Annotated in this window: 12 protein-coding genes and 1 pseudogene; 5 read left to right on the top strand and 8 right to left on the bottom strand. The window is 45.9% G+C overall.

What is annotated here, in order from left to right; all coding sequences use genetic code 11:
- Positions 1-58 precede the first annotated feature (58 nt).
- From AWM72_RS09625 to AWM72_RS06290, 5 genes are all read right to left on the bottom strand, one after another.
- A complete protein-coding gene (locus AWM72_RS09625; RefSeq protein ID WP_067974993.1) occupies positions 59-9,856 on the bottom strand; it encodes an Ig-like domain-containing protein in 9,798 nt (3,265 codons plus the stop codon).
- 619 nt (positions 9,857-10,475) lie between these two features.
- Positions 10,476-12,005, bottom strand: coding sequence for a helix-turn-helix domain-containing protein (locus tag AWM72_RS06305; RefSeq protein ID WP_067974989.1), 1,530 nt, complete (start codon positions 12,003-12,005; stop codon positions 10,476-10,478).
- A 340-nt stretch (positions 12,006-12,345) separates the two neighbouring features.
- Positions 12,346-13,695 carry an aspartate aminotransferase family protein gene (locus tag AWM72_RS06300; RefSeq protein ID WP_067974986.1) on the bottom strand — a complete coding sequence of 450 codons (1,350 nt, stop codon included), beginning with the start codon at positions 13,693-13,695 and terminating at the stop codon, positions 12,346-12,348.
- Between the two features lie 633 nt (positions 13,696-14,328).
- A complete protein-coding gene (locus AWM72_RS06295; protein ID WP_067974983.1) occupies positions 14,329-15,351 on the bottom strand; it encodes a PTS sugar transporter subunit IIC in 1,023 nt (340 codons plus the stop codon).
- 563 nt (positions 15,352-15,914) lie between these two features.
- Positions 15,915-16,991: a PTS sugar transporter subunit IIC gene (locus tag AWM72_RS06290; RefSeq protein ID WP_067974979.1), complete on the bottom strand. Its 1,077-nt coding sequence runs from the start codon at positions 16,989-16,991 to the stop codon at positions 15,915-15,917.
- 285 nt (positions 16,992-17,276) lie between these two features.
- Between AWM72_RS06290 and AWM72_RS06285 the strand changes: the two genes are divergently transcribed.
- From AWM72_RS06285 to AWM72_RS06265, 5 genes are all read left to right on the top strand, one after another.
- Entirely contained in the window at positions 17,277-17,948 is a 672-nt protein-coding gene (locus AWM72_RS06285) for a helix-turn-helix transcriptional regulator (protein WP_067974975.1), read from the top strand.
- A 184-nt stretch (positions 17,949-18,132) separates the two neighbouring features.
- A complete protein-coding gene (locus AWM72_RS06280) occupies positions 18,133-19,194 on the top strand; it encodes a siderophore ABC transporter substrate-binding protein (protein WP_067974971.1) in 1,062 nt (353 codons plus the stop codon).
- A 375-nt stretch (positions 19,195-19,569) separates the two neighbouring features.
- Positions 19,570-20,556 carry an ABC transporter permease gene (locus AWM72_RS06275; RefSeq protein WP_067974968.1) on the top strand — a complete coding sequence of 329 codons (987 nt, stop codon included), beginning with the start codon at positions 19,570-19,572 and terminating at the stop codon, positions 20,554-20,556.
- Positions 20,553-21,575, top strand: a complete 1,023-nt coding sequence (locus tag AWM72_RS06270; protein ID WP_101603914.1) for an iron chelate uptake ABC transporter family permease subunit — start codon at positions 20,553-20,555, stop codon at positions 21,573-21,575. The genes AWM72_RS06275 and AWM72_RS06270 overlap by 4 nt, the downstream gene beginning before the upstream one ends.
- Complete coding sequence (locus tag AWM72_RS06265) at positions 21,572-22,324, top strand: iron ABC transporter ATP-binding protein (protein WP_067974965.1); 753 nt, start codon at positions 21,572-21,574, stop codon at positions 22,322-22,324. Before AWM72_RS06270 ends, AWM72_RS06265 begins: the two co-directional genes overlap by 4 nt.
- Before the next feature lie 160 nt (positions 22,325-22,484).
- Here AWM72_RS06265 and AWM72_RS06260 read toward each other — a convergent pair whose 3' ends face one another.
- The 3 genes and pseudogenes from AWM72_RS06260 to AWM72_RS06245 all read right to left on the bottom strand — a co-directional run bounded on the left by AWM72_RS06260 (position 22,485) and on the right by AWM72_RS06245 (position 26,433).
- Positions 22,485-23,363 carry a glycine betaine ABC transporter substrate-binding protein gene (locus AWM72_RS06260; RefSeq protein ID WP_067974962.1) on the bottom strand — a complete coding sequence of 293 codons (879 nt, stop codon included), beginning with the start codon at positions 23,361-23,363 and terminating at the stop codon, positions 22,485-22,487.
- Between the two features lie 93 nt (positions 23,364-23,456).
- Positions 23,457-25,211, bottom strand: a pseudogene (locus tag AWM72_RS09575) (ABC transporter permease/substrate binding protein).
- Positions 25,204-26,433: a quaternary amine ABC transporter ATP-binding protein gene (locus tag AWM72_RS06245; RefSeq protein ID WP_067974949.1), complete on the bottom strand. Its 1,230-nt coding sequence runs from the start codon at positions 26,431-26,433 to the stop codon at positions 25,204-25,206. Before AWM72_RS06245 ends, AWM72_RS09575 begins: the two are co-directional and overlap by 8 nt.
- Positions 26,434-26,647: the final 214 nt, after the last annotated feature.

Below are 26,647 nucleotides of genomic sequence, written 5' to 3'. Positions count from 1 at the left end.
TTGATATGAAAAAAACTGTGCCGATGATTATCGACACAGCTTTATCTAAATACCTAAACTATTTCTTTTTCTTTCGATCAAATACTAAGCTGCCAACACCTACAAATAGACTAACTGCAATTGTTCCAGCTGACATACCAGACACTGCACCTGTTTGAGGTAAGCGGCTATTGGCAACTACACTTTGTTTTTCTTTTGCTTGATTACGGTTAAATGAAGTTGTTTCCCCAGTAATCGTGTAGCCATCTTTAGTCTTAGGGTTTTCTAGGCTTGAATCTTGTGGTTTTAGATCTTCTGGCTTAGGATCTTCTGGCTTAGGATCTTCTGGCTTAGGATCTTCTGGCTTAGGATCTTCTGGCTTAGGATCTTCTGGCTTAGGATCTTCTGGCTTAGGATCTTCTGGCTTAGGATCTTCTGGCTTAGGATCTTCTGGCTTAGGATCTTCTGGCTTAGGATCCTCTGGTTTCGGATCCTCTGACTTAGGTTGGCAACATGGAATTTCAAGGATTTCTTTTGTATTATCCGTAAACACAATCGTTAACCGACCATCTTTACTATAGATCTTCTTAATTCCTCTGCCATCTTTACCGTCTCTGATAAAGTGACGGCTCGATTCCTTACCTTCTGGATCTTTAACAATCACCCATAGACCACTGTCACCATCTGCATTCTTACCAGGAACTGTTTCAAGACTTGGCGAGTGACCATCTTGGCCATCCTTGCCGTCACGAACAAATTCGCGTGAAACTTCATTACCATCTCCATCGAAGATAATAATCCATTGGCCACTATCCCCATGTTCATTCTTACCAGGTTCTACTTTAGCAGAAGGGGTCTTACCATCTTGACCATCACGGATGAATTCACGAACGATTTCATTGCCATGACCGTCTTCGATAATCAACCATCTGCCCACATTGCCTTGGCTATCTTTGCCTTTTTCAGTACGGATTTGTGGGGTTTGACCATCTTGGCCATCCTTACCATCTCGACCGTGGTAGATGGTATGTGTTTCAGTCGAGCCATCTGGATGCGTTATCTTAATACTTAAGCCGATTTCTTTACCATCTGAATCAAGGATTTTTTCAGTACTTAGAAGCGGTGATTTTCCATCTTTTCCGTCCTGTCCATCCTTGCCATCACGCACAAATTGACGGTCTAATTCTTGACCCGTGTCACGGTCACGGATAATCAACCACATACCTGACTGTCCGTTAAAGGTACCAGGTTCAGTTGATGCGGTTATAGACTTGCCGTCTTTACCGTCACGGATGATGTGTGTATGGTTTGTTCCATTGGCATGGTGGATGGTGATTTCTAGACCTTCTGCAGTTTCTCGTGATGAGATATCAGCTGATTTGCCATCTTGACCATCAGAAATAAATTCACGGTCAATTTCTTGAAGGGTCTCTCTATCGCGGATAATCAACCAAGCACCTGATTGTCCCTTATGGTCGCCACGTTCAGTAGTCGCAATAATGGATTTCCCATCGCGACCGTCTTTTCCATCCTTACCATCTTTCCCATGTTTAATCAGACGAGTTTCTTTTGAACCATCTGGATGGGTAATAGTAATCTTATAACCAATTTCTTGGCCATTCGGATCCACTAATGCTTCTGTCTTAATATCTGCAGACTTGCCATCCTTGCCATCTTTACCGTTGGCAACAAAGTCTCGATCGAGTTCTTTACCTGTTTCACCATCTTGAACAATGATCCAAACACCATCTTGACCTTGGAAATGACCTGGTTCTGTAGAAACAGTCACTGACTTGCCGTCCTTACCGTCTTGGCCATCTTTCCCATCAGCTACAAATTCAGTAGAGACAATTTCATCAGAAGTGAATTGGCCATCACCGTTCTTATCGAAGTAAGTGATAATCCAGCTGCCTGATTCTCCGGCTTCGTTTGGTCCATTCACGACATGAACATAAGATGATTTACCATCTTTTCCGTCTTGACCATCTTGACCTGGAGTACCTTGGTCACCCTTTTCGCCGTCTTTGACAAAGGTTTCTTTGATGATTTCCTTGCTTTCTGGGTCTCTGACGATGATCTTCACACCAGATTCAGAGTTTGGATCATTTGGATCTTTTTCAACGCGTTCACTTTCAACGATTGGCGTCTTGCCGTCGGCTCCGTTGGTGCCATCGAAGATGAATTCACGGCTGATTTCACGTTCACCTGGGTCAACTTGACCGTTATTGTTGGTGTCTTCGTGAATGATTACCCATGTGCCTGGGCGATCTTTACCTGTTTCATCAGCTTTTGTGCCGCGTTCGGTAGTTGCGAGGACTGATTTACCATCCTTGCCGTCCTTACCGTCAGCTACAAACTCTGTAGAAACAATTTCATCAGAAGTGAATTGGCCGTCACCGTTCTTATCGAAGTAAGTGATAATCCAGCTGCCTGATTCTCCAGCTTCGTTTGGTCCATTCACGACATGAACATAAGATGATTTACCATCTTTTCCATCTTGACCATCTTGGCCTGGTGTACCAGGAGCGCCTTGGTCACCCTTTTCACCTTTTTCGCCATCTTTGACGAAGGTTTCTTTGATGATTTCGTTGCTTTCTGGGTCTCTCACAATGATCTTCACACCAGATTCAGAGTTTGGATCATTTGGATCTTTTTCAACACGTTCACTTTCAACGATTGGCGTCTTGCCATCTTTACCGTCGGTACCGTTTGTACCATCGAAGATGAATTCACGGCTGATTTCACGTTCACCTGGGTCAACTTGACCGTTATTGTTGGTGTCTTCGTGAACGATTACCCATGTACCTGGGCGATCTTTACCACTTTCATCGGCTTTGGTTCCCCGTTCGGTCTTAGCTAGGACGGATTTTCCGTCTCGGCCGTCTTGACCATCTTGGCCTGGGGTACCTTGTTCACCCTTCTCACCTTGTGGGCCTTGAGGACCTTGTTCGCCACGCTCACCTGGATCACCCTTTTCGCCGTCTTTGACGAAGATTTCTTTGATGATGTCATTGGTTTCTGGGTCTCTGACAATGATCTTCACACCAGATTCAGAGTTTGGATCATTTGGATCTTTTTCAACGCGTTCACTTTCAACGATTGGCGTCTTACCATCTTTACCGTCGGTACCGTTTGTACCATCGAAGATGAATTCACGGCTGATTTCACGTTCACCTGGGTCAACTTGACCGTTATTGTTGGTGTCTTCGTGAACGATTACCCATGTGCCTGGACGGTCTTTACCTGTTTCATCGGCTTTGGTGCCGCGTTCGGTCTTAGCTAGAACAGATTTTCCGTCTCGGCCGTCTTGACCATCTTGGCCTGGGGTACCTTGTTCACCCTTCTCACCTTGTGGGCCTTGAGGACCTTGTTCGCCACGCTCACCTGGATCACCCTTTTCGCCGTCTTTGACGAAGGTTTCTTTGATGATGTCATTGGTTTCTGGGTCTCTGACAATGATCTTCACACCAGATTCAGAGTTTGGATCATTTGGATCTTTTTCAATGCGTTCACTTTCAACGATTGGCGTCTCGCCATCTTTACCGTCGGTACCGTTTGTACCATCGAAGATGAATTCACGGCTGATTTCACGTTCACCTGGGTCAACTTGACCGTTATTGTTGGTGTCTTCGTGAACGATTACCCATGTACCTGGACGGTCTTTACCACTTTCATCGGCTTTGGTTCCCCGTTCGGTCTTAGCTAGGACGGATTTTCCGTCTCGGCCGTCTTGACCATCTTGGCCTGGCGTACCAGGAGCACCTTGTTCACCCTTCTCACCCTTTTCGCCATCTTTGACGAAGGTTTCTTTGATGATTTCCTTGCTTTCTGGGTCTCTGACGATGATCTTCACGCCGGATTCGGAGTTTGGATTATTTGGATCTTTTTCTACACGTTCACTTTCAACGAGTGGCGTCTTACCGTCGGTACCGTTTGTACCATCGAAGATGAATTCACGGCTGATTTCACGTTCGCCTGGATCAACTTGACCGTTATTATTGGCGTCTTCGTGAACGATTACCCATGTACCTGGACGGTCTTTACCTGTTTCATCGGCTTTGGTACCGCGTTCGGTAGTTGCGAGGACTGATTTTCCATCCTTACCGTCTTGGCCATCTTTACCATCGGCTACAAATTCAGTAGAGACGATTTCATCAGAAGTGAATTGGCTGTCACCGTTCTTATCGAAGTAAGTGATAATCCAGCTGCCTGATTCTCCAGCTTCGTTTGGTCCATTCACGACATGAACATAAGATGATTTACCATCTTTTCCATCTTGACCATCTTGGCCTGGTGTACCAGGAGCGCCTTGTTCACCCTTCTCACCCTTTTCGCCATCTTTGACGAAGGTTTCTTTGATGATTTCCTTGCTTTCTGGGTCTCTGACGATGATCTTCACACCAGATTCAGAGTTTGGATCATTCGGATCTTTTTCAACGCGTTTGCTTTCAACGATTGGCGTCTTGCCATCTTTACCGTCGGTACCATCGAAGATGAATTCACGGCTGATTTCACGTTCGCCTGGATCAACTTGACCGTTATTGTTGGCGTCTTCGTGAACGATTACCCATGTGCCTGGGCGTTCTTTGCCTGTTTCATCAGCTTTTGTGCCGCGTTCGGTAGTTGCGAGGACTGATTTACCATCCTTACCGTCCTTACCGTCAGCTACAAACTCTGTAGAAACAATTTCATCAGAAGTGAATTGGCCATCACCATTCTTATCGAAGTAAGTGATAATCCAGCTGCCTGATTCTCCGGCTTCGTTTGGTCCATTCACGACGTGTACATAAGATGATTTCCCATCTTGTCCGTCTTGGCCTGGTGTACCTGGTGTACCTGGTGTACCTTGTTCACCCTTCTCACCTTGTGGGCCTTGAGGACCTTGCTCACCTGGATCACCTTTTTCACCGTCTTTGACGAAGGTTTCGGAGATGAGGTCACCTTGACTTCCGTCTGGGTTCACTTTATATACTCGGATCCATGAACCGCTTGGGCTGTTAGGGTCGGCTGGATTTTCTTTACCGCGTTCAGTCTTAGCGGTTACTGAAGTTCCGTCTGTCCCGTTATTTCCATCAGTTCCATCAAAGATAAATTCACGGCTGATTTCACGTTCACCTGGGTCAACTTGACCGTTATTATTGGCGTCTTCGTGAACGATTACCCATGTCCCTGGGCGATCTTTACCTGTTTCATCAGCTTTCGTACCACGTTCGGTCTTAGCGAGGATGGATTTCCCATCTTGTCCGTCTTGGCCTGGTGTACCTGGTGTACCTTGTTCACCCTTCTCACCTTGTGGGCCTTGAGGACCTTGCTCACCTGGATCACCTTTTTCACCGTCTTTGACGAAGGTTTCGGAGATGAGGTCACCTTGACTTCCGTCTGGGTTCACTTTATATACTCGGATCCATGAACCGCTTGGGCTGTTAGGGTCGGCTGGATTTTCTTTACCGCGTTCAGTCTTAGCGGTTACTGAAGTTCCGTCTGTCCCGTTATTTCCATCAGTTCCATCAAAGATAAATTCACGGCTGATTTCACGTTCACCTGGGTCAACTTGACCGTTATTATTGGCGTCTTCGTGAACGATTACCCATGTCCCTGGGCGATCTTTACCTGTTTCATCAGCTTTCGTACCACGTTCGGTCTTAGCGAGGATGGATTTCCCATCTTGTCCGTCTTGGCCTGGTGTACCTGGTGTACCTTGTTCACCCTTCTCACCTTGTGGGCCTTGAGGACCTTGCTCACCTGGATCACCTTTTTCACCGTCTTTGACGAAGGTTTCGGAGATGAGGTCACCTTGACTTCCGTCTGGGTTCACTTTATATACTCGGATCCATGAACCGCTTGGGCTGTTAGGGTCGGCTGGATTTTCTTTACCGCGTTCAGTCTTAGCGGTTACTGAAGTTCCGTCTGTCCCGTTATTTCCATCAGTTCCATCAAAGATAAATTCGCGGCTGATTTCACGTTCGCCTGGGTCAACTTGACCATTATTGTTGGTGTCTTCGTGAACGATTACCCATGTACCTGGGCGATCTTTACCTGTTTCATCGGCTTTAGTACCGCGTTCGGTCTTAGCTAGGACGGATTTTCCATCTTTACCATCGGTACCATCTTGACCTGGGGCACCTTGTTCACCCTTCTCACCATCTTTAACGAAGGTTTCAGAAATGAGGTCACCTTGGCTACCGTCTGGGTTTACTTTATAAACACGGATCCATGAACCACTTGGGCTGTTAGGGTCAGCTGGATTTTCTTTACCACGTTCAGTCTTAGCAGTAATCGATGCTCCATCTGCACCGTTATTCCCGTCAGTTCCATTCACTCCATCGAAGATGAACTCACGGCTGATTTCACGTTCACCTGGGTCAACTTGACCGTTATTGTTGGCGTCTTCGTGAACGATTACCCATGTACCTGGACGATCTTTACCTGTCTCATCAGCTTTGGTACCGCGTTCGGTCTTAGCTAGAACAGATTTTCCATCTCGGCCGTCTTGACCATCTTGGCCTGGGGTACCTGGGGCACCTTGTTCACCCTTCTCGCCTTGTGGACCTTGAGGGCCTTGTTCGCCACGCTCACCAGGATCACCTTTTTCGCCATCTTTGACGAAGGTTTCTTTGATGATTTCGTTATTTTCAGGGTCTCTTACAATGATCTTCACGCCGGATTCGGAGTTTGGATTATTTGGATCTTTTTCTACACGTTCACTTTCAACGAGTGGCGTCTTACCGTCGGTACCGTTTGTACCATCGAAGATGAATTCACGGCTGATTTCACGTTCGCCTGGATCAACTTGACCGTTATTATTGGCGTCTTCGTGAATGATTACCCATGTACCTGGGCGATCTTTACCTGTCTCATCAGCTTTGGTACCGCGTTCGGTCTTAGCTAGAACAGATTTTCCATCTCGGCCGTCTTGACCATCTTGGCCTGGGGTACCTGGGGCACCTTGTTCACCCTTCTCGCCTTGTGGACCTTGAGGGCCTTGTTCGCCACGCTCACCCTTCTCACCTTGTGGGCCTTGAGGACCTTGTTCACCTGGGTCACCCTTTTCACCATCTCTAACGAAGGTTTCAGAGATGAGGTCACCTTGGCTACCGTCTGGGTTTACTTTATAAACACGGATCCATGACCCACTTGGACTATTAGGATCGGCTGGATTTTCTTTACCACGTTCAGTCTTAGCAGTAATAGATGTTCCATTGGTACCGTTGTTTCCATCAGTTCCGTCTTGCCCATCTGGGATAAAGATAACCTTCTCATCTTCAAAGCGGTTAGTATTTGGGTTGAAGATCTTAATCGTAACCCGAGAGCCTCTCACTTGCTTACCAGTTTCTGGGTGTCGGTCGGTTACCCGTGTCGTTTCAACAATCGGTTTACTTGGTAGCAGTGGTTCCTTAGGTTTAGCTGCTGGAATTTCAACCCGCCGTCCAGTGTTATAGATAATAGTGACGCTGCCGTCAGGATTGGTCTTAGTTTCAGTAATCGCTTCAAAATTATACCCAAAGATTTGACTTTGTGGCTCTTGAACAACTTCACGAGAAACTTCCCGCCAGTATTGGCCCCGCATGTATCTAAAGTTATTAGGATTGAAGTCAGGAACGTTTGCTGGATTCACATGTTCATAGAGAACTCGCACACGACCGTCTTGTCCTGGTCGAATTTCGCGGATTTGACCGGCAGGAAGAGAAGGATCATAACGGAATTCTGTTGGGTAAGAAGAATCTTCAACCGTCATTTCATAAGCAGGTCCAGTCTCTACTTGTTGTTGTCTTCTTTGGTAAACATAAGTGATTTCTTGGGTCATACCTGCTTTAAAGTTTCCGCTGGTTGTCCGTCCATCTGGCGAATAAGTCGGATTATTTCTCGGAGCTTCGGTTCGAACGAAGGTATAACCTGGTCGATTTTCCGCACCTGTTGTGTATTGCTCGTTGACAGTTCCATATTGCGGAGTTTCTGTGATCGTATCGTCAACACTCACGACACGGCCGTTCTCATCAACGGTTTCATAGCGGTGGCGTTCAACAAAGATCCCTGGCGTATTCTGACCAGAAGCGGCAGATGAACTATGAGTTGTTGAAATCGTTAAGGTTTTCCAATGCTCTCTAGAATTAGACTCATTATTTTTGTTTCTAAGCGTCAAATGCATTTCGCTGTTAATCCGTTGATTAGCTTGTTGGTTTTTCGGACTAGTCACCGTATAAACGATATACTTCTTACCAGTAGCTGGCCCATTACCTACATTAAAGCGTACACCTTCAGAATCTTGATAAGATCTTCCAGAAACTTCACGAACATAGCGCGGGTTTACTTCCGGATTAAAGCTATCCGTAAAGGCACGATCATCCAAGACCTCATAAACCTTCATTGATTCCAGATTACTAGTATTTGATTCAAAGAGAATCGTATGTGGTCCGTGGTTCATATTACGTCCGTCACGGTTGATATACCAAACTTCTTTGGCTGTATAGTGGTTTGGATTTGTTCGATTCGTCTCAACGTGTGTTCCATCAACCGCTCGATATTTATTACTGGTACCGTCACCGTTGATATTATTAAAGTGGTATGCAATATTTTCTGTATATGGTGTTCCTGCAATCGTCACAGTGACAGGATAATTCTTGAAATTATCTGTAATCTTATCGTAGAAAGGCTGAGTCCCTTGGCGTAGAGCAGCTCTTATATTATTCTTACCATTCACCCAGTCTGTAAACCGGTAAATCACTCGGTTCTGATCAGCGTCATAGTAAGCTTTAGCTACAATTGCGTTATCCGAACCTATTAAATCCTTTGGGGTTGCTGGAATATTAAGGCCACCTGGTCTTAGATATTGACCATAATCAAGAATAAAGTAGTCCCCTGCTTGCACTTGCCCTGAGACTGCAATATCGACATCAAGCCGAGCATATCCTCCTTCATTATCGTGAACATAGTCTGTTTCACGATTATTACCATCAAGTCGCTTAAAGTCAGCATTGGTCACTTGAATTTGGTTTGCGACATTCTGTCCCCCGCGAACGGACCGGCTACTAGTAGGTAAAACCGCAAAAATTTGTCCTTTTTCACGTAAGCGCTGACTCTCTGCATAGGCTAAGCCTGCTTTTGTTAATTCCTCTCTCAAAGTTAAGCCATCGCGAATATTTTGGGGATTAATCTCAGCAAGTAAACCTTCAACATCTTTCGGATCATAAACCTCCGCTAATTTAGAACGTAAGACCTGCTTGGGATTGTCAGAAGCTGCCAGCTCTTTTGCGAAATGATCAAGCGCTGCTTGTTGATTGTTATCGCTCGTGTTTTCATTCTTAGCACCATTTTGATGCCTATTTCTCTGTTGATTATCTTCAGGGATAGACTTCTCCTCAGAGTCAGCTACAGAAGATTTTTCGCTAGAAGGTTTATCAATATTTTGGACTTTATTTTTTTCTTTATTTGAATCGACAGCTAATTCTTCAGATTGTTTATCCTGTGAATTTTCTTCCACAGGAGTTTTTGCATCATCAGTCGATACATTTTTCTCTTCTGACGAATTATTATCTACTCGATTCTTTTCATCACTAACTTCCGCATTTGATTGTTCACTATTGTTTGGAATTGAATTAGAGCTTGGTTCATTTTCTGAATTCTCTAACTCAATATTGTTTCCAGCACTTTCTCTTTCTTGTAAGCCTACCGGCACTTCTGGAATAACGTTTTCAGAAGTTTCGATTCCTTCTTGTTCTTGGATACTCGCTGCTTGGACAACAGCCATGTTTCCAGCAAAAAGTAAACCTGCTGCCACTGCTACAGAGGCTACACCAATATTTAATCGTTTAATGGAATAACGATAAAATTTATTACTTTGTTTTTCCTCTCTAAGCTTAGTATTATTTTTTCCAACCATAAAGATTTCCTCCTAGTTAAAACTACATTATTTAAGACAAGTCCAGAGTATAAAAAAAAAAAAGACAATATTTTCTTTTTATATCAGCATTTTAAAACATTTTTTGTACATTATAAGAAGATAACAAAATTATGTTTTAAGTCGTTATCTTAACGTTTTCATTGTCTTATCCTTTAAATTTAATTAGTACATTATTGTTTAAGATAATAACTTTGCTTTTCCATTCGAACTTTAGCATTATTTTTTCCAACCAAATCACACCTTACCTTCCTATAGCTTAATACATCAGGCTTATTTACAAATCATCAAATATATCTCCACTGTATCTATTAGCTACGTTGCTAGTAAGTTGAAAGCAAAAAAGCGATAAAGCAAAGGTCTTATCGGCTTTTCGCTAGATAAACTCGACTGGCACATACCCTAAGGGCCACGAAAAGATTGGAATCTTTCTTAGCTTGCATCATTTGTAGGGGCTCTTGAGTGGAAAACTTCTCCTTTCTCTAAAAAGCTAATCTGATTATAAATGCAAGAATTGTTTTCTTCTGTTTTTTATCTGCTTATCAGGTAAAGATGTGAAACAGCTCATAAAAAAAACTGACCCAAAAGAGTCAGTTTAAGTTTATTGCGTAAAGAGCATGCCCGACATATTAGAAGTATCGGAATCATTGATCTCTCTAACCGTTTCATAGATCCACAGGAAGGTATTCACATCAGGCATGGATTTGATATTAAATATATAGCGACCAGGCGTGCTTGGGATATCAAAGCTTGTCATAATAATTTTGTACGGACTATCTTCCAGAACTTCTTGCCAATTAAGGGCCTTATTGTGAACATGGACCGTCACATAGTTGTGAACAATCGGATCCAAAATTGCCTTATATTCCAGGTCGTATTGGTAATTGCCTGTATAAAGAAGAAGGTCAATCTTGATAATTTTATTCAGTTCTAAGATCGTATCTGGCCAAATAACTATAAAGTAAAAGGTAAAACCAATAAGGACTTGGTCAGGAATCTCTTCCATGATATGGAGCGACTCGATAAAATTTTTGATCATTCTCTGGACATCGATAACAAAGTTTGGATTAATACAAGCCACCTCATAGACTAGGTTACTCTGGTGGGTGATGGGATCATTCAAAATCACATTTACTTTCTTATCCATAGCAATACATAAATTGTAGATTGTTAGTGAAATCAGCTCAATATCTTCTTTTTGGGCGCTCTTCAGTTGATAATCCCGCTTGAGTTGGTACATATCAGCTTCAAATTTTTCGATGCATTGTTTGATACGCGGCGAAATCCTTAAGCTATCTTCTAAATAAGTTCGATTCAAGAGGGTTCCTGACGAAATAATCCCTGGAGTAATCTGTGGGATAAGTTCGAATAAGGGATAAGCCTTGCCTTTTGCCTGAAACTCTGTAAAAATATCTAAATTTACCATCAATACAGACAATTCATGGGTCGTAATAGGCCACTCTGACTTCTCTAAAACAAAGTGGTTAGCAAAACGTTCAAAGTTAACACCGATCTGTAAATAAACGAGCGGATTTGAGCTAAAGCTCTTTAGATAAGGAGAGGTAGAAGACAAGGTATCATACAATTCAAAAGCTTCTTGCTGGCTAATTGATTGGAAGGGCCAAACCGTATCCGGCAAGTAATGCATCAAAATAAAGGGATAAAATAAGCGAACCATAAATTCTTTCCCTTCTAAACTTAGAGGAGAGGTTGTAAGTTCAAGTTCTAAATGAGCCTCTTCAAAAAAGTGATTAATTTGTTTGATGGCCCGGTAAACCGAACTGCGGCTAGCATAAATTTTCTGGCTGAGCTCTTCAACAGAAGTATAAGAGTTACTCATCAGTTCAAAGAGTAAGCGGTAAGTCACAGCTTCTTTGCTATATTTTTTAAAATAAAAATTGCTAGCAACCATTTTTTTAAAGTCGAGATGCACCCAGATCCCTGATTGGATGACCTGAATTTCATCCGGAAACAAATTTTGTATTTCCTTTAAATCACATTTAATTGTCGCATTAGTACATGATAATCGATCCGCAAGGTCTCCATGAGTGAGGTATAAGTCATCTTCATTCTTAAAGATATCAATTAAGGTCAACTGGCGTCGGTCCTTACTTCCAAGCAATCTAATCATGTCATCTTTCTCCTTGCTAGTGATTTCAATATTTAGGGTCCTAAACACTGTTAAATAATCATAGCGTATACTGAACTAGCTTTTTGTTTATTAATCCTTATGTGATGAAATTTATGAAACAAAATTATGCGATTGCTCAGGTAAAAAAAGCATTAGATGATCACTAGGAATTTTGAAGTAAAGCTAAATTATTGGGCAAACAGCGAATTTCCCTATCTCTCTTTCATAGATTGCATTTAAGTCTCTTAGTTCAATCAAGTAAAAGCAAGTTTTGTTTTTTTGAGAAATCTTTCAGTAAATTATCTAAGAATTATACTCCCTATAGTATAATTTTGTTCCCCTACCAGCCCAATTCCACATCTTCCGCCACCTGGATCTCGCCCCGGTCCAGAGCAGCAAAGGCTTGGTCTAATCGCTCAAGGGCCTGGTCGAGGAGGTCGCGGCTGATCATGAGGGGCGGCTGGAAGCGGAGAACATTGCCCATGAGTGTGACCATGAGAACACCGTGGTCGAAGAGATAGGTCATGATCTTGCTGGCAGCTTGGCTGTCTCTTTCCTTGGTCTCAGGGTCCGTTACGAGTTCAATGCCCGCGTTGAGGCCTAGGCAGCGCACGTCGCCGATGATATGGGGATACTTGGCCTGGAGCTTTTGGAAGGCTTCCTGGACATAGGCGCCGTTTGGTGCAGTTTTTTGGACCAGCTTTTCCTCTTCGATAACGTCTAGGGTGGCTAGGGCAGCGGCAGTGCAGATGGGGTTGCCGGCCGAGGTGAAGGCGTGGCCGGGTGAGCCCAGGCTCTCCATAATGTCAGACCGGCCCACTAAGGCAGACAGGGGCAGTCCCGAAGCTAGGGACTTGCCGATTGCCATCAGGTCAGGAACAACCCCGAAGTGGTCAATGCTCCACAACTTGCCGGTTCGACCCAAGCCTTGGTTGATTTCATCCACAGCGAAGAGAATGCCGTATTCCTGGCAGAGCTCGTAGAGGCCTTGGATGAAGGCCTGGGGTGGGATAACGATCCCCGCATCGCCCTGAATGGGTTCGATCAAGACGCAAGCGACCTCTTCAGGGGCCAGGTAGGTCTCGAAGGCCAGGCGGATCTGGTCCAGGTAACGCTCAGCGAGCTGGTCATCGCTCTCCCCCGCTTGCCGGCGATAGGGGTCAGGGTAAGGCATGTGGTAGATGCCAGGCAGCAAGGGCCCCATCTTCCGCCGCATGTTGAGGCTGCAGGCAGACAGGGTCATGGCCCCGTAGCTCGACCCGTGATAGGCTCCCGTGAAGCTAATCAGGTAGGGACGCCCAGTATAAGCCCGGGCAAATTTAATCATGGCTTCATTGGCCTCCGAACCCGAGGTGGAGAAGGAAACCTTCTTCTCGAAGTCTCCTGGTGTCAGATCAACCAAGCGCTCAGCCAAGCTTTCCAACTGACTCTGGTAGGAATAGGAGGGAATATAATGAAGCAAACGTTCGGATTGCTTTTGAATAGCAGCCACAACTTTAGGATGGCAGTGGCCGACATTGGCTGTTGAAGCGCTAGCTAAGAGGTCAATATAAGCCTTACCATCCGCATCATAGACCAAGGCACCCCGGGCATGGTCCACCAATAAATCCACATAATTAATCCGCGCAGCCGAACTAATCCGCTCCCCCGCTTCGATAAAGGCCTGAGCCCGACTTTCTTCTTCCATCATCATAACTCCCTTCAGACACGATCATACTGGCTCTCTAACTATTAATATTAGTGATTAGCAATCAAAATCTATACCGATTTTTTTTGAGCAGTAGTGTAGCGTTGAAGTTGGCCCTTAGCCATGAACAAGCAAGGCGAGGGTGTAAAGGCTAGCGAGAGAAATAGACCTCTGGAGCCAAAATCCAGAGAAGTCAGAAAGACTTCGACGGATTTTGGTGAAGAGGAGCTATTTCTGCTAGCCTGAACCCGACTAGATGCGAATTACGTATCGTAGGCGCTAGCCGTACGAAACGTTTGAGGCTCGCTAGGCGAGAAGAAGGTAGCAACGCTGCTGACACAGCCTTGAACTTCATCTCTAAGTCGCTTCGCTCCAAGAGCTGAAGCTGCTCGAGCCGATGCTATGCTTTAGCCGTTGGAGCGCTAGCGACTTACGGATAAAGTACAAGACGGCTTCAGCCGTTGTTGATCCTCTAAACATTTAAGGGACAAATTCAAAAGCGAAACGAATGCTCACTAACACAATTTATAAAAAAACCGTTATACTTACCCCTGATTGTAGCACGTTTCCCAGACCAAAAGCATGAAAAAAGCTAGGCTCCGTAGAAAAGCCTAGCTTTATTAGGTAAAAAGAATTCTAATAGTCACGTTCTGCTAATTCTTGCTTGGTGATGACTGGATAATTTCTGAAGACCTTGGCTCCTAAGAAACCAACAATAAGGTTAATCACAATCAAGGCCAAACCAACTAAGAGCACTTTCATGGCTGGGTTGTAGGCAAACATAACAGCAAAACCAGCGATTGGAGTGGCCGTCCCTGGGGTTTCGTTGACCATTTGTAAGAGGGCCACTAGAATCCCACTGCAGGCCCCACCCATAAAGTTTATTCCGTAGATTGGAATCGGGTTAGCAGAGGTCACATCTGCCTGGGTCAAAGGTTCAATGGCAAAAGCGATAGTATCTTTACGTTCACCGAGTTTTAAGTGGTGGAAGATCATGTAGTTCATGAAGGAAGACCCGAAGACAGCCATGGCGCCGATTGCCATTGGGGTCCCAGTTAGGCCGAGCATAGCGGTTAGGGCCATAGAGCTCAAAGGCGCGGTGGCCACCACGGTGATAACGCCGCCGAGGATGATCCCCATGATAACAGGGCTTGATTCGGAAGAAGCAATAAGGATTTCACCGATTTGGAGGAGTGAATTATCTACCAGCGGTGCGATGAAGAGGGCCAAGGCTCGGGTGAGTGGTGCGCTGACAATGATAATAAGAATGAGGTCCAAGCCACCAGGAATCTTTTTCTGCATCCATTTAACGAGGAAGGACACGAGATAACCGGCCAAGAAACCAGGTAAGATTCCTGTTCCCGAAGCTGCCAATCCCATGAGGACCGCATAGCCAGGTTGAACGCCAATAGCAATGGCAACTAAGATGGCGGCTGCCACCCCACTGAGCGCCCCATTGGCCATCCCCACTTCTTTGAGAAATTCTAGGCCGAGCACCGATCCGAAGAAGGAATCGTGGAAGGCTTCAACTAGGAAGCTGGCGCAAGCAGCCGATGCTAAGGCACCCATGGCCTTGGCGCCATATGGGGCTTTATAGTTAAAGAGTGTAAAGATAGCTAGTACAACTAGCAACCAAATGGTACCGACAATTATATCCATAGTTTTATCCTACTTTCTTAGTTTCTGACTCGCTGAACACTGCCCCTTGCCCCTAGTATAAGAGCTGATTGAATGATTCCGGCAAGAGAAGGCAGGGGTTCAGACAAAATGATAAATCGCTTACATTACTGATTAAAAGGAATTTTCCTGGGCCTCCTTTCCCATTCACAACTTGATAAAAGCTTATCATGAAAGCGCCATCAAAACAAATAATTTATTATTACAACGATAAACTTTTATTAATTTTTCCCGCTTTAATATGAGAATTTAAATGTGATAAAATTCAGACGATTCCTTGATCTAGTGAACAGATAAATCATTTAAGCCCTATAAATAAGCGACATAATGGTAATAGATAAAGATTAGTAAACACTCATTTCGAAAGCTATATAATAGAAAGAAAATGATAAATATAATGAGAAATTTTTTTGGACTTCTTTATGGATGCCTTCTTTTTGTTTTAAGATTGTATAAAAGCCCCGATTTCCCCTTTTCAACAGAGACTTTTAACGCAAAAAAGGAAGCAGGGTCTTCCCTAACTTCCTTAAAAAAACAGTTTTTTATTAGCTTGCTTGGTGGGCATAGTAGGCTTCTGAGGAGACACCCTCTGCTTCTTTAGAGTCAGCTTCTTCTTGGATATCGTCCAAACGATTGATTGGATAATTCTTAAAGCACTTGGCAGAAACAAAGGCAGTCACTAACCCAATAACGGCACAGGCAACGGCCATAATGACAACCTTCATGGCGGGGTTATAGGCGAACATCACGGCTAGGCCCGCGAATGGTGTAGCCGTAGAAGAGGCTTCGTTCACCATACCGGCAAGGGCTACAACAAGGCCGCACAAGCCGCCCCCAATAAAGTCAGCCAGATATACTGGAAGCGGATTGGCTGAGGTGAGGTCAACCTGGGTCTTGGCTTCTAAGAAGACAGCCAAGCTTTCACGTGGACCCCCGAGTTTCAACTCGCGGTAAGTCATCCAGTTAACGAAGGCTGAGCCAAAGACGGCCATGGTCGTTACCCCCATTGGTAGACCAGTCAGACCGAGCATGGCAGATAGGGCCATAGATGAGATGGGCGAGCTAGAAACCACTGCCATGATCCCACCAACGATAATCCCCATGATAGCTGGCGCGGCATTGGAGCTAGCTTCAATACTCTTACCGATATTGAGGAGGGCAGCTTCAACAACTGGCTCGCTGGCGATCGCAATGAAACGTGCCAGAGGAGCTACCACAATAATCATCACGAGTAGGTCCAGTCCAGCAGGCAATTTCTTCTCAATATATTGAAGGATCCAGTAGCAAGTGTAACCGGCAACCAGACCGGGAAGAATTCCCAGGCCAAAAGTAGCTGCCCCACAGAGCATAGCGGCCACTGGGGAAGCCCCTAAGGCAAGGGGAATCATGCAGGCTGCGGCGGCCCCACCCATAGAACCAGCCGCCATGCCGACCTCACTGAAGAAGTCGGCATCGAAGATATTGCCCACAAAGGAATTGAGGAAAGCTTCCACCAAGAGGGTTGCGCACGAAGCATCCGCAAACGCTCCCATGGTTTCACGACCTTTAGGAGCTTTGAAGGTAAAGAGCGTAAACAAGGCTAAGACAAGGATCAGGAGAGCCACTCCAATAATTAAATCCATATTTTTACTTCCTTCTTTCTGTATCTATATTTTTCATAGCGCTTACATTTTTGTTTCTGCAAGTCCTTTCACATTACAGTTATCAACTTTAACAATGATTATTATTAGGGTCAACGCTTTCAAGGTAGATAATAAAGATTTATTCCTCTTCCCATCACCCTCTCATCTCTAGCTTTTTTTCTTCTTATTCTCTAGCGGAACTTTGTTATTTTTTTCGTTTGCGCTATAATGAATTTAAATTTAAGCATCGATAATTAGCAGCGCCTTGTGAATGGAGGCCCATGAATGGATAAAGATCGACTCAAGCATTATATAGCCCTGGTACATTTTTTGGGAGAGGTCCTTGGCGACCAATTCGAAGTCGTACTCCATATTTATGATGGTAAACGCATGTATATTGCAGAAATTGTCAACGGCGAATTGAGCGGACGCAGCAAAGACTCCCCCATCACCAAGTTCGCCCTCGAATTAATGGAAAAGGAAGACTACCGCCAGCGCGATTACCTGGTCAACTACAAGACTCGAACCAAGGCCGGAAAAATACTCCAAGGTTCAACCTTCTTCATCAAGGATGATGAGAACCAACTCCAAGGGATGATTTGTGTCAATATGGATTATTCCAAACAATTTGATCTGGCCGACCATATTATTAAGACACTCAAGCTCCCCATCTCCATTAAGACCGCCCAATTAGCTGAAAAAGAGGAAGCTTTTTCTAGCGACTTCGCGGAGATCCTGTCCGAAAATGTAAACGATATTATCACTGAAATTATCGGCCCTGATCAAATCAAATCCAATCTCAACCTAAGCCCAGAAGCCAAGCTCGACATCATGCGCCGCTTGGAAGCCAAGGGCGTCTTCAAGATCAAGGAAGCTGTGCCCCAAGTGGCCAAGGCTTTAGGTGTTTCAGTGCCTTCTGTCTACCGCTACCGGCGCATGATCCAGAAGCAATCCTAGATATTTAAAGTGATTATAGTTTATGGATTCTAAATTATATAAAGCCAGATTAAATTGGACTCATTCCCATCTGTTGAATTCTATAGTTTTTAAACAAAATCTCTGCTACAATAAGGTTGTCAATTGAAAACCTTTCTCAATTACGAGCGAGGTTTTCGAAAATAGCAAAGAAGAGGTTATTGATATGAAAGAAAAAGCATTAAAAGTTGCCCTTGTCTCCTTGTCTATGTTGGCACTCGGAGCCTGCAGCCAGGGAGAGTCTGGTCAATCTAGCCAGTCCAGCCAAGCGGAAAGCAGCCAAAGTGCGACTAGCCAGACGGAAGAAAGCACAAGTGCTAAAACGGATGCTAAGGCAGAAACCGTTGAAATCCAGGATGCTACAGGTAAGGTAGAAGTGCCTAAGAACCCACAAAAAGTGGTTGCCTTAGACAACCGGACCTTCCAAAGCTTAGAAGAATGGGGCATTAAACCTGTGGCCGTACCTAAAGATGTCATGCCTGGAAGCTCCGCCTTCGTTAAGGATGATTCCGTACAAAACATCGGCAACCACCGAGAACCTAACTTAGAAATCATTGCTGCTGAACAGCCCGACCTAGTGATTGTGGGCCAACGTTTTGCAGACTACTATGATGACATTAAGAAGTTAGTGCCAGAAGCCACGGTGATTAACCTAGACATTAATGTGAGCGAAGACAGCGAGCACCCTGGCCAAGACTTAGTGGATGGCCTGAAGAATTCGAGCCTGGCCTTGGGCAAGATCTTCGACAAAGAAGACGAAGCTAAGAAAGATGTCGAAGCATTTGACGCCTCTATTAAGCGGGCTAAAGAAGCCTATAATGGCGAAGATAAAGTGATGTCCCTAGTGGTATCAGGTGGCGAAATTGGTTTCTCAGCGCCACACTTTGGCCGGGTATGGGGCCCACTCTACGATATCTTCGACTGGAAACCAGCCCTCGAAGTGGCTAATGAGTCTTCTGACCACAAGGGGGACGATGTTTCCGTAGAAGCCATTGCCGAAAGCAACCCTGACTGGCTCATGGTTCTCGACCGCGATGCAGCCATTTCTAAGCCTGGTGAAAAATCTCAGCCAGCCAAAGATGTGCTCGAAAATGCCAAAGCCCTGGCTAATACGACAGCCGTTAAGGATCAAAAGATCGTCTACGCCCCAGAAGATACTTATACTAATGAATCTATCCAAACCTTCACTGAAATCTTCAACCGCATTGCCGATGCGATGAGTAAATAGTAGGTCCTGATATTTTCCATTCAGTTCATTCTCTGTTAAGATGAATGTGAATGAGTGGGCAATGACAAACCGACGATCATTCCGTTGAATTGGTCGAAGGATCAAAAGATCGTCTACGCCCCAGAAGATACTTATACTAATGAATCTATCCAAACCTTCACTGAAATCTTCAACCGCATTGCCGATGCGATGAGTAAATAGTAGGTCCTGATATTTTCCATTCAGTTCATTCTCTGTTAAGATGAATGTGAATGAGTGGGCAATGACAAACCGACGATCATTCCGTTGAATTGGTCGCCGGTTTCTTTCGTTATTTAAGTTTTTATTGCCTAAGCAGCAAATTTTAGTATTTCCCCGCCTAAAGGAGACAAGCCCATGCCAAAAACATCCTATAAAATGAAATTACAGCAAGCCTTAAGGGGGCGCTGGGGCTTATTGGGCCTCGGCCTTCTAGTCGTCTTTCTCGCCTATCTCTCCCTTAGGACTGGCGCTTATGATATCCAGGCCCATGAAGAGGGCTGGCAGATGCTCTGGATCACGCGCTTTCCGAGAACATTTGCCTTAATGCTTTCAGGAACGGCCATGTCCATGTCCGGTTTGGTCATGCAGCTCTTGAGCCAAAACCGCTTTGTTGAACCCACGACGACTGGAACCATTGAATGGGCGGGGCTTGGCCTGATCCTTTGTTATTTGCTCTTTCCCTCACCGAGCCTCTTCTTGCGGATGGGCTTTGCCATTATGGCAGCCTTTGTAGGAACTCTTGTCTTTTTCTATTTTATGCGCAACATCCGCTTGAAGTCAGGTCTTTTGGTCCCCCTCATTGGGATCATGCTGGGAGCAGTTGTTTCCGCTATTTCAACCTTTATTGGTCTAGCCTTCAATATGACCCAGTCCCTAGAAATTTGGTTTACAGGGTCTTTTGCCTCGATCCAGCAAGGACGCTATGAGTATCTCTGGTTGATTATCCTGGTTACCCTAGCTATCTACTTCCTTGCTGACCGTTTGACCATTGCCGGCCTCGGTCGCGACGTAGCAACCAATCTCGGCGTCGACTACCAAAAGGTGAGCCTGCTAGGAACTGCCCTCGTCGCCCTAGCTGTCGGCATTGTCGCTAGCGTCGTCGGCTACCTTCCCTTTCTTGGGCTCATCGTTCCCAATACCATTTCCCTATTTCGCGGTGATGATGTCCGGTCCAACCTAATCTGGGTCAGCCTCTTGGGCATGGCCCTGATCATGGCCTGTGACATCCTCTCCCGTTGGCTGATCGCTCCCTTCGAGCTGCCCGTCTCTGTGATCTTGGGGACCCTGGGTTCTTTCGTCTTCATTAGCCTATTACTCTACCAAAGGAGGCATCAAGCATGAAATTAAAGCCTCTCTATTTTCCAGCCTTTACCAAGGAAGCTGACCGCCGCCGCTATTGGATCCTCTTTGGGGTCATCTTCTGCCTGGGCCTCGCTTTCAGCGGGGGGCTCATCTTCTACAATAACCCTGTTCCTATCGATTCCCCCTCTTTCTTCCCAGTCATCCAAAGGCGGCTGACCGCTCTCATCGCCATGATCATCGTGGCCCTCTGCCAGGGCACAGCGACTGTCGCCTTCCAGTCTTTGACCCAAAACCGGATCATTACCCCTTCCCTGCTTGGTTTTGAAGCCCTTTATGTAGCTCTTCAAACCGCGATTGTCTTCTTCCTCGGGGTCCAATCCCTAGTCCAATTCTCAGGTCTAACGGCCTTCTGCATCCAATTAGTCCTCATGGTGTCAGCTAGCCTGCTCCTCTACCGCTGGTTGCTGACAGGTAAGTACGCGGATATGCAGATTATGCTCTTAGTGGGGATGATGCTGGGCACAGGGCTCAACTCCCTGGCAACTTTCATGCGCCGGATGCTAGCACCCTCAGAGTTCGATATCCTCCAGGCTCGGCTCTTCGCTTCCGTTAACCATGCGGAAGCCGAGCAATTCATCCTGGCCGTTCCACTCTGCCTCTTAGCTATCGCCGGTCTTTTGGCTCTCAGCTCCAAGCTCGATATCATGTCCCTAGGAACGGATGTTGCCAAGAACCTCGGCCTCAATCCCAAGCAGATTGCTATCATTGTTTTAAGCCTTGTCGCTATCCTGATGGCCATTTCTACTGCCTTGATTGGTCCCCTGTCCTTCTTTGGCTTCCTGGTAGCCAATATCTGCTATCAGCTGGTTCCGACCTACGACCACCGCTATCTCTTCCTGATGGCTATCGTTGTCGCCTTTGCTGTCTTAACAGGTGCCTATTTCTTCATGTACCATGTCTTCAATGCCCAGGGCGTGGTGGGTGTGATCATTGAGGTCTTCGGTGGTCTCAGCTTCCTCACCGTCCTCCTCAGAAATAAGAAAGGAGAATCCCTATGATCCGACTCGAAGGGCTCTCTAAAGCCTATAACGATGAAGTCAAAATCGGCCCCCTCGATCTCGAAATTCCTAAAGGTAGTTTTACTGCCCTCGTTGGTCCCAATGGTGCAGGCAAATCGACCTGCCTGATGATGATTGGCCGCTTACTCCAAGCGGATAGCGGCCGGGTCTACCTGGAAGGCCAAGCCATGGATGAAAGCAAAAGCCAGGACTTGGCCAAAAAGATTGCCGTCCTCCGCCAGGAAAACCACTTCATGACTCGGTTAACAGTCAAGCAATTGGTGGCTTTTGGCCGCTTCCCCTACAGCAAGGGACGGCTCACTGAGAAAGACTTAGAAATTGTGGATAACTATATCCACTTTCTCAGCCTAGAAAAGCTAGCCGACCGCTATCTCGACCAACTGTCTGGTGGCCAACGCCAGCGGGCCTATGTAGCTATGGTTCTAGCCCAAGAGACCCCCTATGTCCTCCTCGACGAACCCCTGAATAACCTGGATATTGCGAGCTCTATCCAGATGATGATGCACCTCCGCCAGGTGGTTAACCAGCTGGACCGGACCATCATCACTGTCCTCCATGACATCAATATCGCCGCTCGCTACGCTGATTTCATCTGCGCTATGAAGAAGGGGCAGATCGCAAGCTTCGGCTCCCCCCGCGATGTCATGCAGACCCAGAAGCTCCAAGATATATTTGACGCCAACATCCGCGTCATTGAAAGCGAAGCAGGACCGATTGCAGTTTATTAGTATCAAATTAAAAATGCCTCAAGCCGAAGGACTCCCTTCGCTTGAGGCATTTTTTTAGTAGCTGCATTAATCTATTTATTTTTTTAGATTGCTGACACCATAAGACTGGTCAAGCAATTTAGCTGAGCAGGAGCATAAGCTATACTCAACAATCCCATCTTTATTCAGCTAACCAAGCATCCACCTTGTCGCGGTTAGCGTCAACCCACTTCTTAGCTGCTTGCTTAGGGTCTGTCCCATCTGCAATATCCAGCATCACGGTCTCCATATCTTCCAGATCCCATTCGAAACGATCCAGAATCTGATAGGCACGCGGGTGGTCTTCTTCCAAGCCAAAGCGGACCATAGTATTGATGGTCTCTTCACCACCGAAGACCCCTTCTGGATCTTCCAAGTATTTTAGGTCATAGCTTTGGAACTTCCAGTGGGGCGACCAACCGGTAACGACAATTTCCTCTTCCCGGTCAATAGCCTGGCCAAGAGCTGTCGTCATCGCCCCTGTTGAGGCCGTTTCCATCTGCCACTGGCTGAGATTAGGATAGGTCTCCAAGGCTCGCTCTGCGGCCATTACGGCTCCTGTCCCTGGTTCAATCCCGGTAATGGTTGAACCAGCTTCAGAACTTAAGTCAGCAATGCTAGAGACTGGCATATAAGCAGGAACGACTAAGCCAATCTTGGCTCCTCTGAGATTGGGGCCCAAATCTTCCATCTGGTCGCCAAACTCCTCAAAGTAAGAGCCATGGGTTTGCGGCAGCCAGGCAGCTACCATGCCGTCTACATCACCCGAAGCTAGAGAGGCCCACATCACAGGCACATCAGCTGAGGTCATCTTGACTTGGTAGCCTGCTTCTTCTAAGACATTGGCGATGACATGGGTCGAAGCAATCTCCGTATCCCATTGGACATAGACCAATTCTAATTCTTCTTTGTCGGAAAAGAAATTACCATTAAGTAGCGAGGACTCATAGGCCCCCTCACTCCCCAAAGTGAAGACTAAGCCGACCAAGGCGGTTAAAGCTAATAGTATTTTTTTCATCATGACTTGTTTTTTAACTCCTTCTTAAAGGCTAAGAGGTCTTGAGACAGTTAGTCTTAAGCGGTAAAAAACAATTAATAGAATAGCTAAAGCTTTCTATTCTGCTAACCATTCTTCCACTTTATCTGGATTGGCGTCGATCCACTCAATCGCTGCTTGTTGTGGGTCTTTTCCGTTAGAGATTTCTAACATGACGCTTTCCATATCATCCAAGCTCCAATTGAATTGGTCGAGAATTTGATAGGCCCGTGGGTGGTCTCCCTTGAAACCTTGGCGAACCATGGTATTGATCGTTTCTTCGCCCCCATAGACGCCCTTAGGATCTTCAAGATATTTCAAGTCATAGGCTTGGAATTTCCAGTGAGGGGACCAACCCGTTACGACAATTTCTTCTTCGTTCGAAATAGCTTGACCTAAAGCAGTGGTCATGGCACCGGAAGAAGAGGTCTCAACAGTCCAATCGGATAGGTTAGGGTATTGGGCCACAGCATCTTCTGTCGCCGCAACCACCCTAGCACCAGGCTCGATCCCGGTAATGACAGAATCAGCTTCGCTTGAAAGGTCTTCAATGCTATTAACATCCATATATTCAGGAACAACCATCCCGATCTTAGCCCCTTCAAGGTTAGGACCGAGGTCTTCCATTTGGTCGCCATACTGGTCGAACTGTGGGCCGTGGGTTTGTGGGAGCCATGCCCCAACCATCCCATCAGCTTCACCAGTTGCCACAGCACTCCACATAATGGCATTGTCTAGGGGGGTAATGGTCACATCATAACCTTCCCGGCGGAGGACTTCAGCAATCACATTAGTTGAAGCCACTTCTGTATCCCACTCGACATAGGAGAGGGTAATGGATTCGCCATTGGAAGAGCCGCCCCCAGAGAAGAGTGAGGAACGGAAGGCGCCTGGACTGCCCAAGCTAAGTACAAGACCTAGGACAGCCACGATGCCAAGTATAATTTTCTTCATAATCGTATCTGCCTCCTATTCTTATTTACGCTTGTCTTCAGTTGCAAAGAGGGTCAAGCGGTCGATAATGATCGCCAGGATAACAATCCCGAGACCGGCCACGAAGCCTGTCCCCACTTGGGCTCTCTGTAAGGAAGATAGGACGATCCGGCCGAGACCAGGTGCCCCGATCATGGAACCCGTTACCACCATGGAGAGGGCTAGCATTACAGTTTGGTTAACCCCTGCCATAATGGTTGATTTAGCAATCGGTAATTCCACTTGGAAAAGCTTTTGTGATGGGGTCGAACCGAAAGCTTCAGCTGCTTCATCCAGGTCTTCAGGGACTTGACGGATCCCTAAATTAGTCATCCGCACGGTTGGTGGGAGGGCGAAGATTACTGAGGCGAAGACGCCTGGCACAGTCCCAATCCCGAAGAAGGCAACAGCTGGGATGAGGTAAACGAAGGCCGGCATGGTCTGCATGAAGTCAAGGATAGGTTTGAGAACCTTTTGTACAGGATCATACTTGGACGCAAGGATCCCCAGAGGTACCCCAATCACCACTGAAACCAGACTGGATACAAGGACCAGGGTAACTGTATTCATTAAGTCAGACCAGAGTCCTTGGTTGAGGATGTAACCTAAGCCAATCAGGACAAAGCTTGGCAGTGACCAGCTCTTATGGGAAATAAAGTAAGCTAGAACAGCTAGGGCAATGATGAAGATAGCTGGTGGAATCATCATCAAAAGGCCGGTTAAGCCGTCCATCACAGTAGAACCGAGGGATTGGAGGACATCGAAGAGACCACTAAAGGTATTCGTAATCCATTCAGTCGCTCCTTCCACCCAATCGGCCACTGGGAGTTGGTCTAAGGGAAATAAGGCAAGTTTATTCATCTACTGGACCTCCTTCATAGTCACTTGATGAGAGAATATCGATAATCATCCGGCGGTTAATAATCCCTAACCAACGGCCATTCTCATCGACAACCGATACCGGTAGCGACGCCCCTTGTAAGGCATCGAAGGTTTCATTGATGGTGGCATCCGGCGCAATGACAGGCACGTCGGTATGCAGGATGTCTTCTAGGTTCAGGTCTTTGCCTGCTTGGTTTTGCTTGCGGATATAAGCTAAGGCTTCCCCATCGTGGATGTAACCGCGTAAGCGTTGGGAATCGTCCCGAACCATAATTTGTGAGATATCTTCCTCTTGCATCCGTCTGAGGGCCACACGCAAGCCTTCGCGGTCCATATTAATCACGAACTCAGGGCGTTTCATGGCATTCTCAGCAGTAATAACCTTGGAACGATCCACACTCTCAACGAAGCGTTCCACATAGTCGTTGGCTGGATTCGTTAAGATTTCTTCACCGGTTCCGACTTGAACGACTTCACCATTCCGCATTAAGGCGATCCGGTCACCGATACGGAGGGCTTCATCCAAGTCGTGGGTGATGAAGATAATGGTCTTATTCACCCGTTCTTGGAGATCAACGAGTTCATCTTGCATATCGCGACGAATGAGCGGGTCCAAGGCTGAGAAGGCCTCATCCATCAAGAGAATTTCAGGGTCATTGGCCAAGGCCCGAGCTAAACCAACCCGCTGCTGCATCCCACCAGATAATTGGTCAGGATACTGGTCCTTGTATTCCGCTAAGCCCGCATTGGCAAGGGCTTTTTCAGCAACCTTACGACGTTCTTCCTTGTCGACACCTTGGACGGCCAAGCCGTATTCAGTATTTTCTTGGAGGGTCATATGAGGGAAGAGGGCGAAGTTTTGGAAGACCATGCTGACCTTCTTACGACGCACTTCGCGCAATTCTTCTGCTGAAATTTTTGTCAAATCGTCCCCATCGATTTCAACGGAACCTGAAGTTGGTTCGATCAAACGGTTGATCATCCGTAAGAGAGTGGACTTCCCTGAACCAGAAAGCCCCATGATAACGAAGGTTTCCCCCTCATGGATATCCATGGAAGCATTGTCGACCCCAACCGTTGCACCGGTTGCTTTAACAATTTCTTCCTTAGTTTTTCCTTCATTAAGCATCTTTTTCGCCCGGTCGATTTGGCCGCGCGTTCCATATATTTTTGTGAGATTGCGAATTTTTACTGAACTCATTCGTTCTCCTCCCTGTTTTTGGTTTTTCTAGTAACAGTCATAATTCCACCCTAACAAAATAAGACCCCCATTTCAAAGATGAGGGCCTTATTATTGGCTTTTCATAGATTTTAAAAATCAATTACGTTTAAATTTTCTTAACTTTTACCAGGCCTTATGCCTAAGTAAAAGTAAATGTAACAGTTTCCATAATTTTCTTCCTGAAAAATACAAT

This window comes from Aerococcus sanguinicola (assembly GCF_001543145.1).
GTDB lineage: Bacteria > Bacillota > Bacilli > Lactobacillales > Aerococcaceae > Aerococcus > Aerococcus sanguinicola.
The sequence above is the reverse complement of the archived record's forward strand: the minus strand, read 5'-3'. Positions and strand labels throughout refer to the sequence as shown.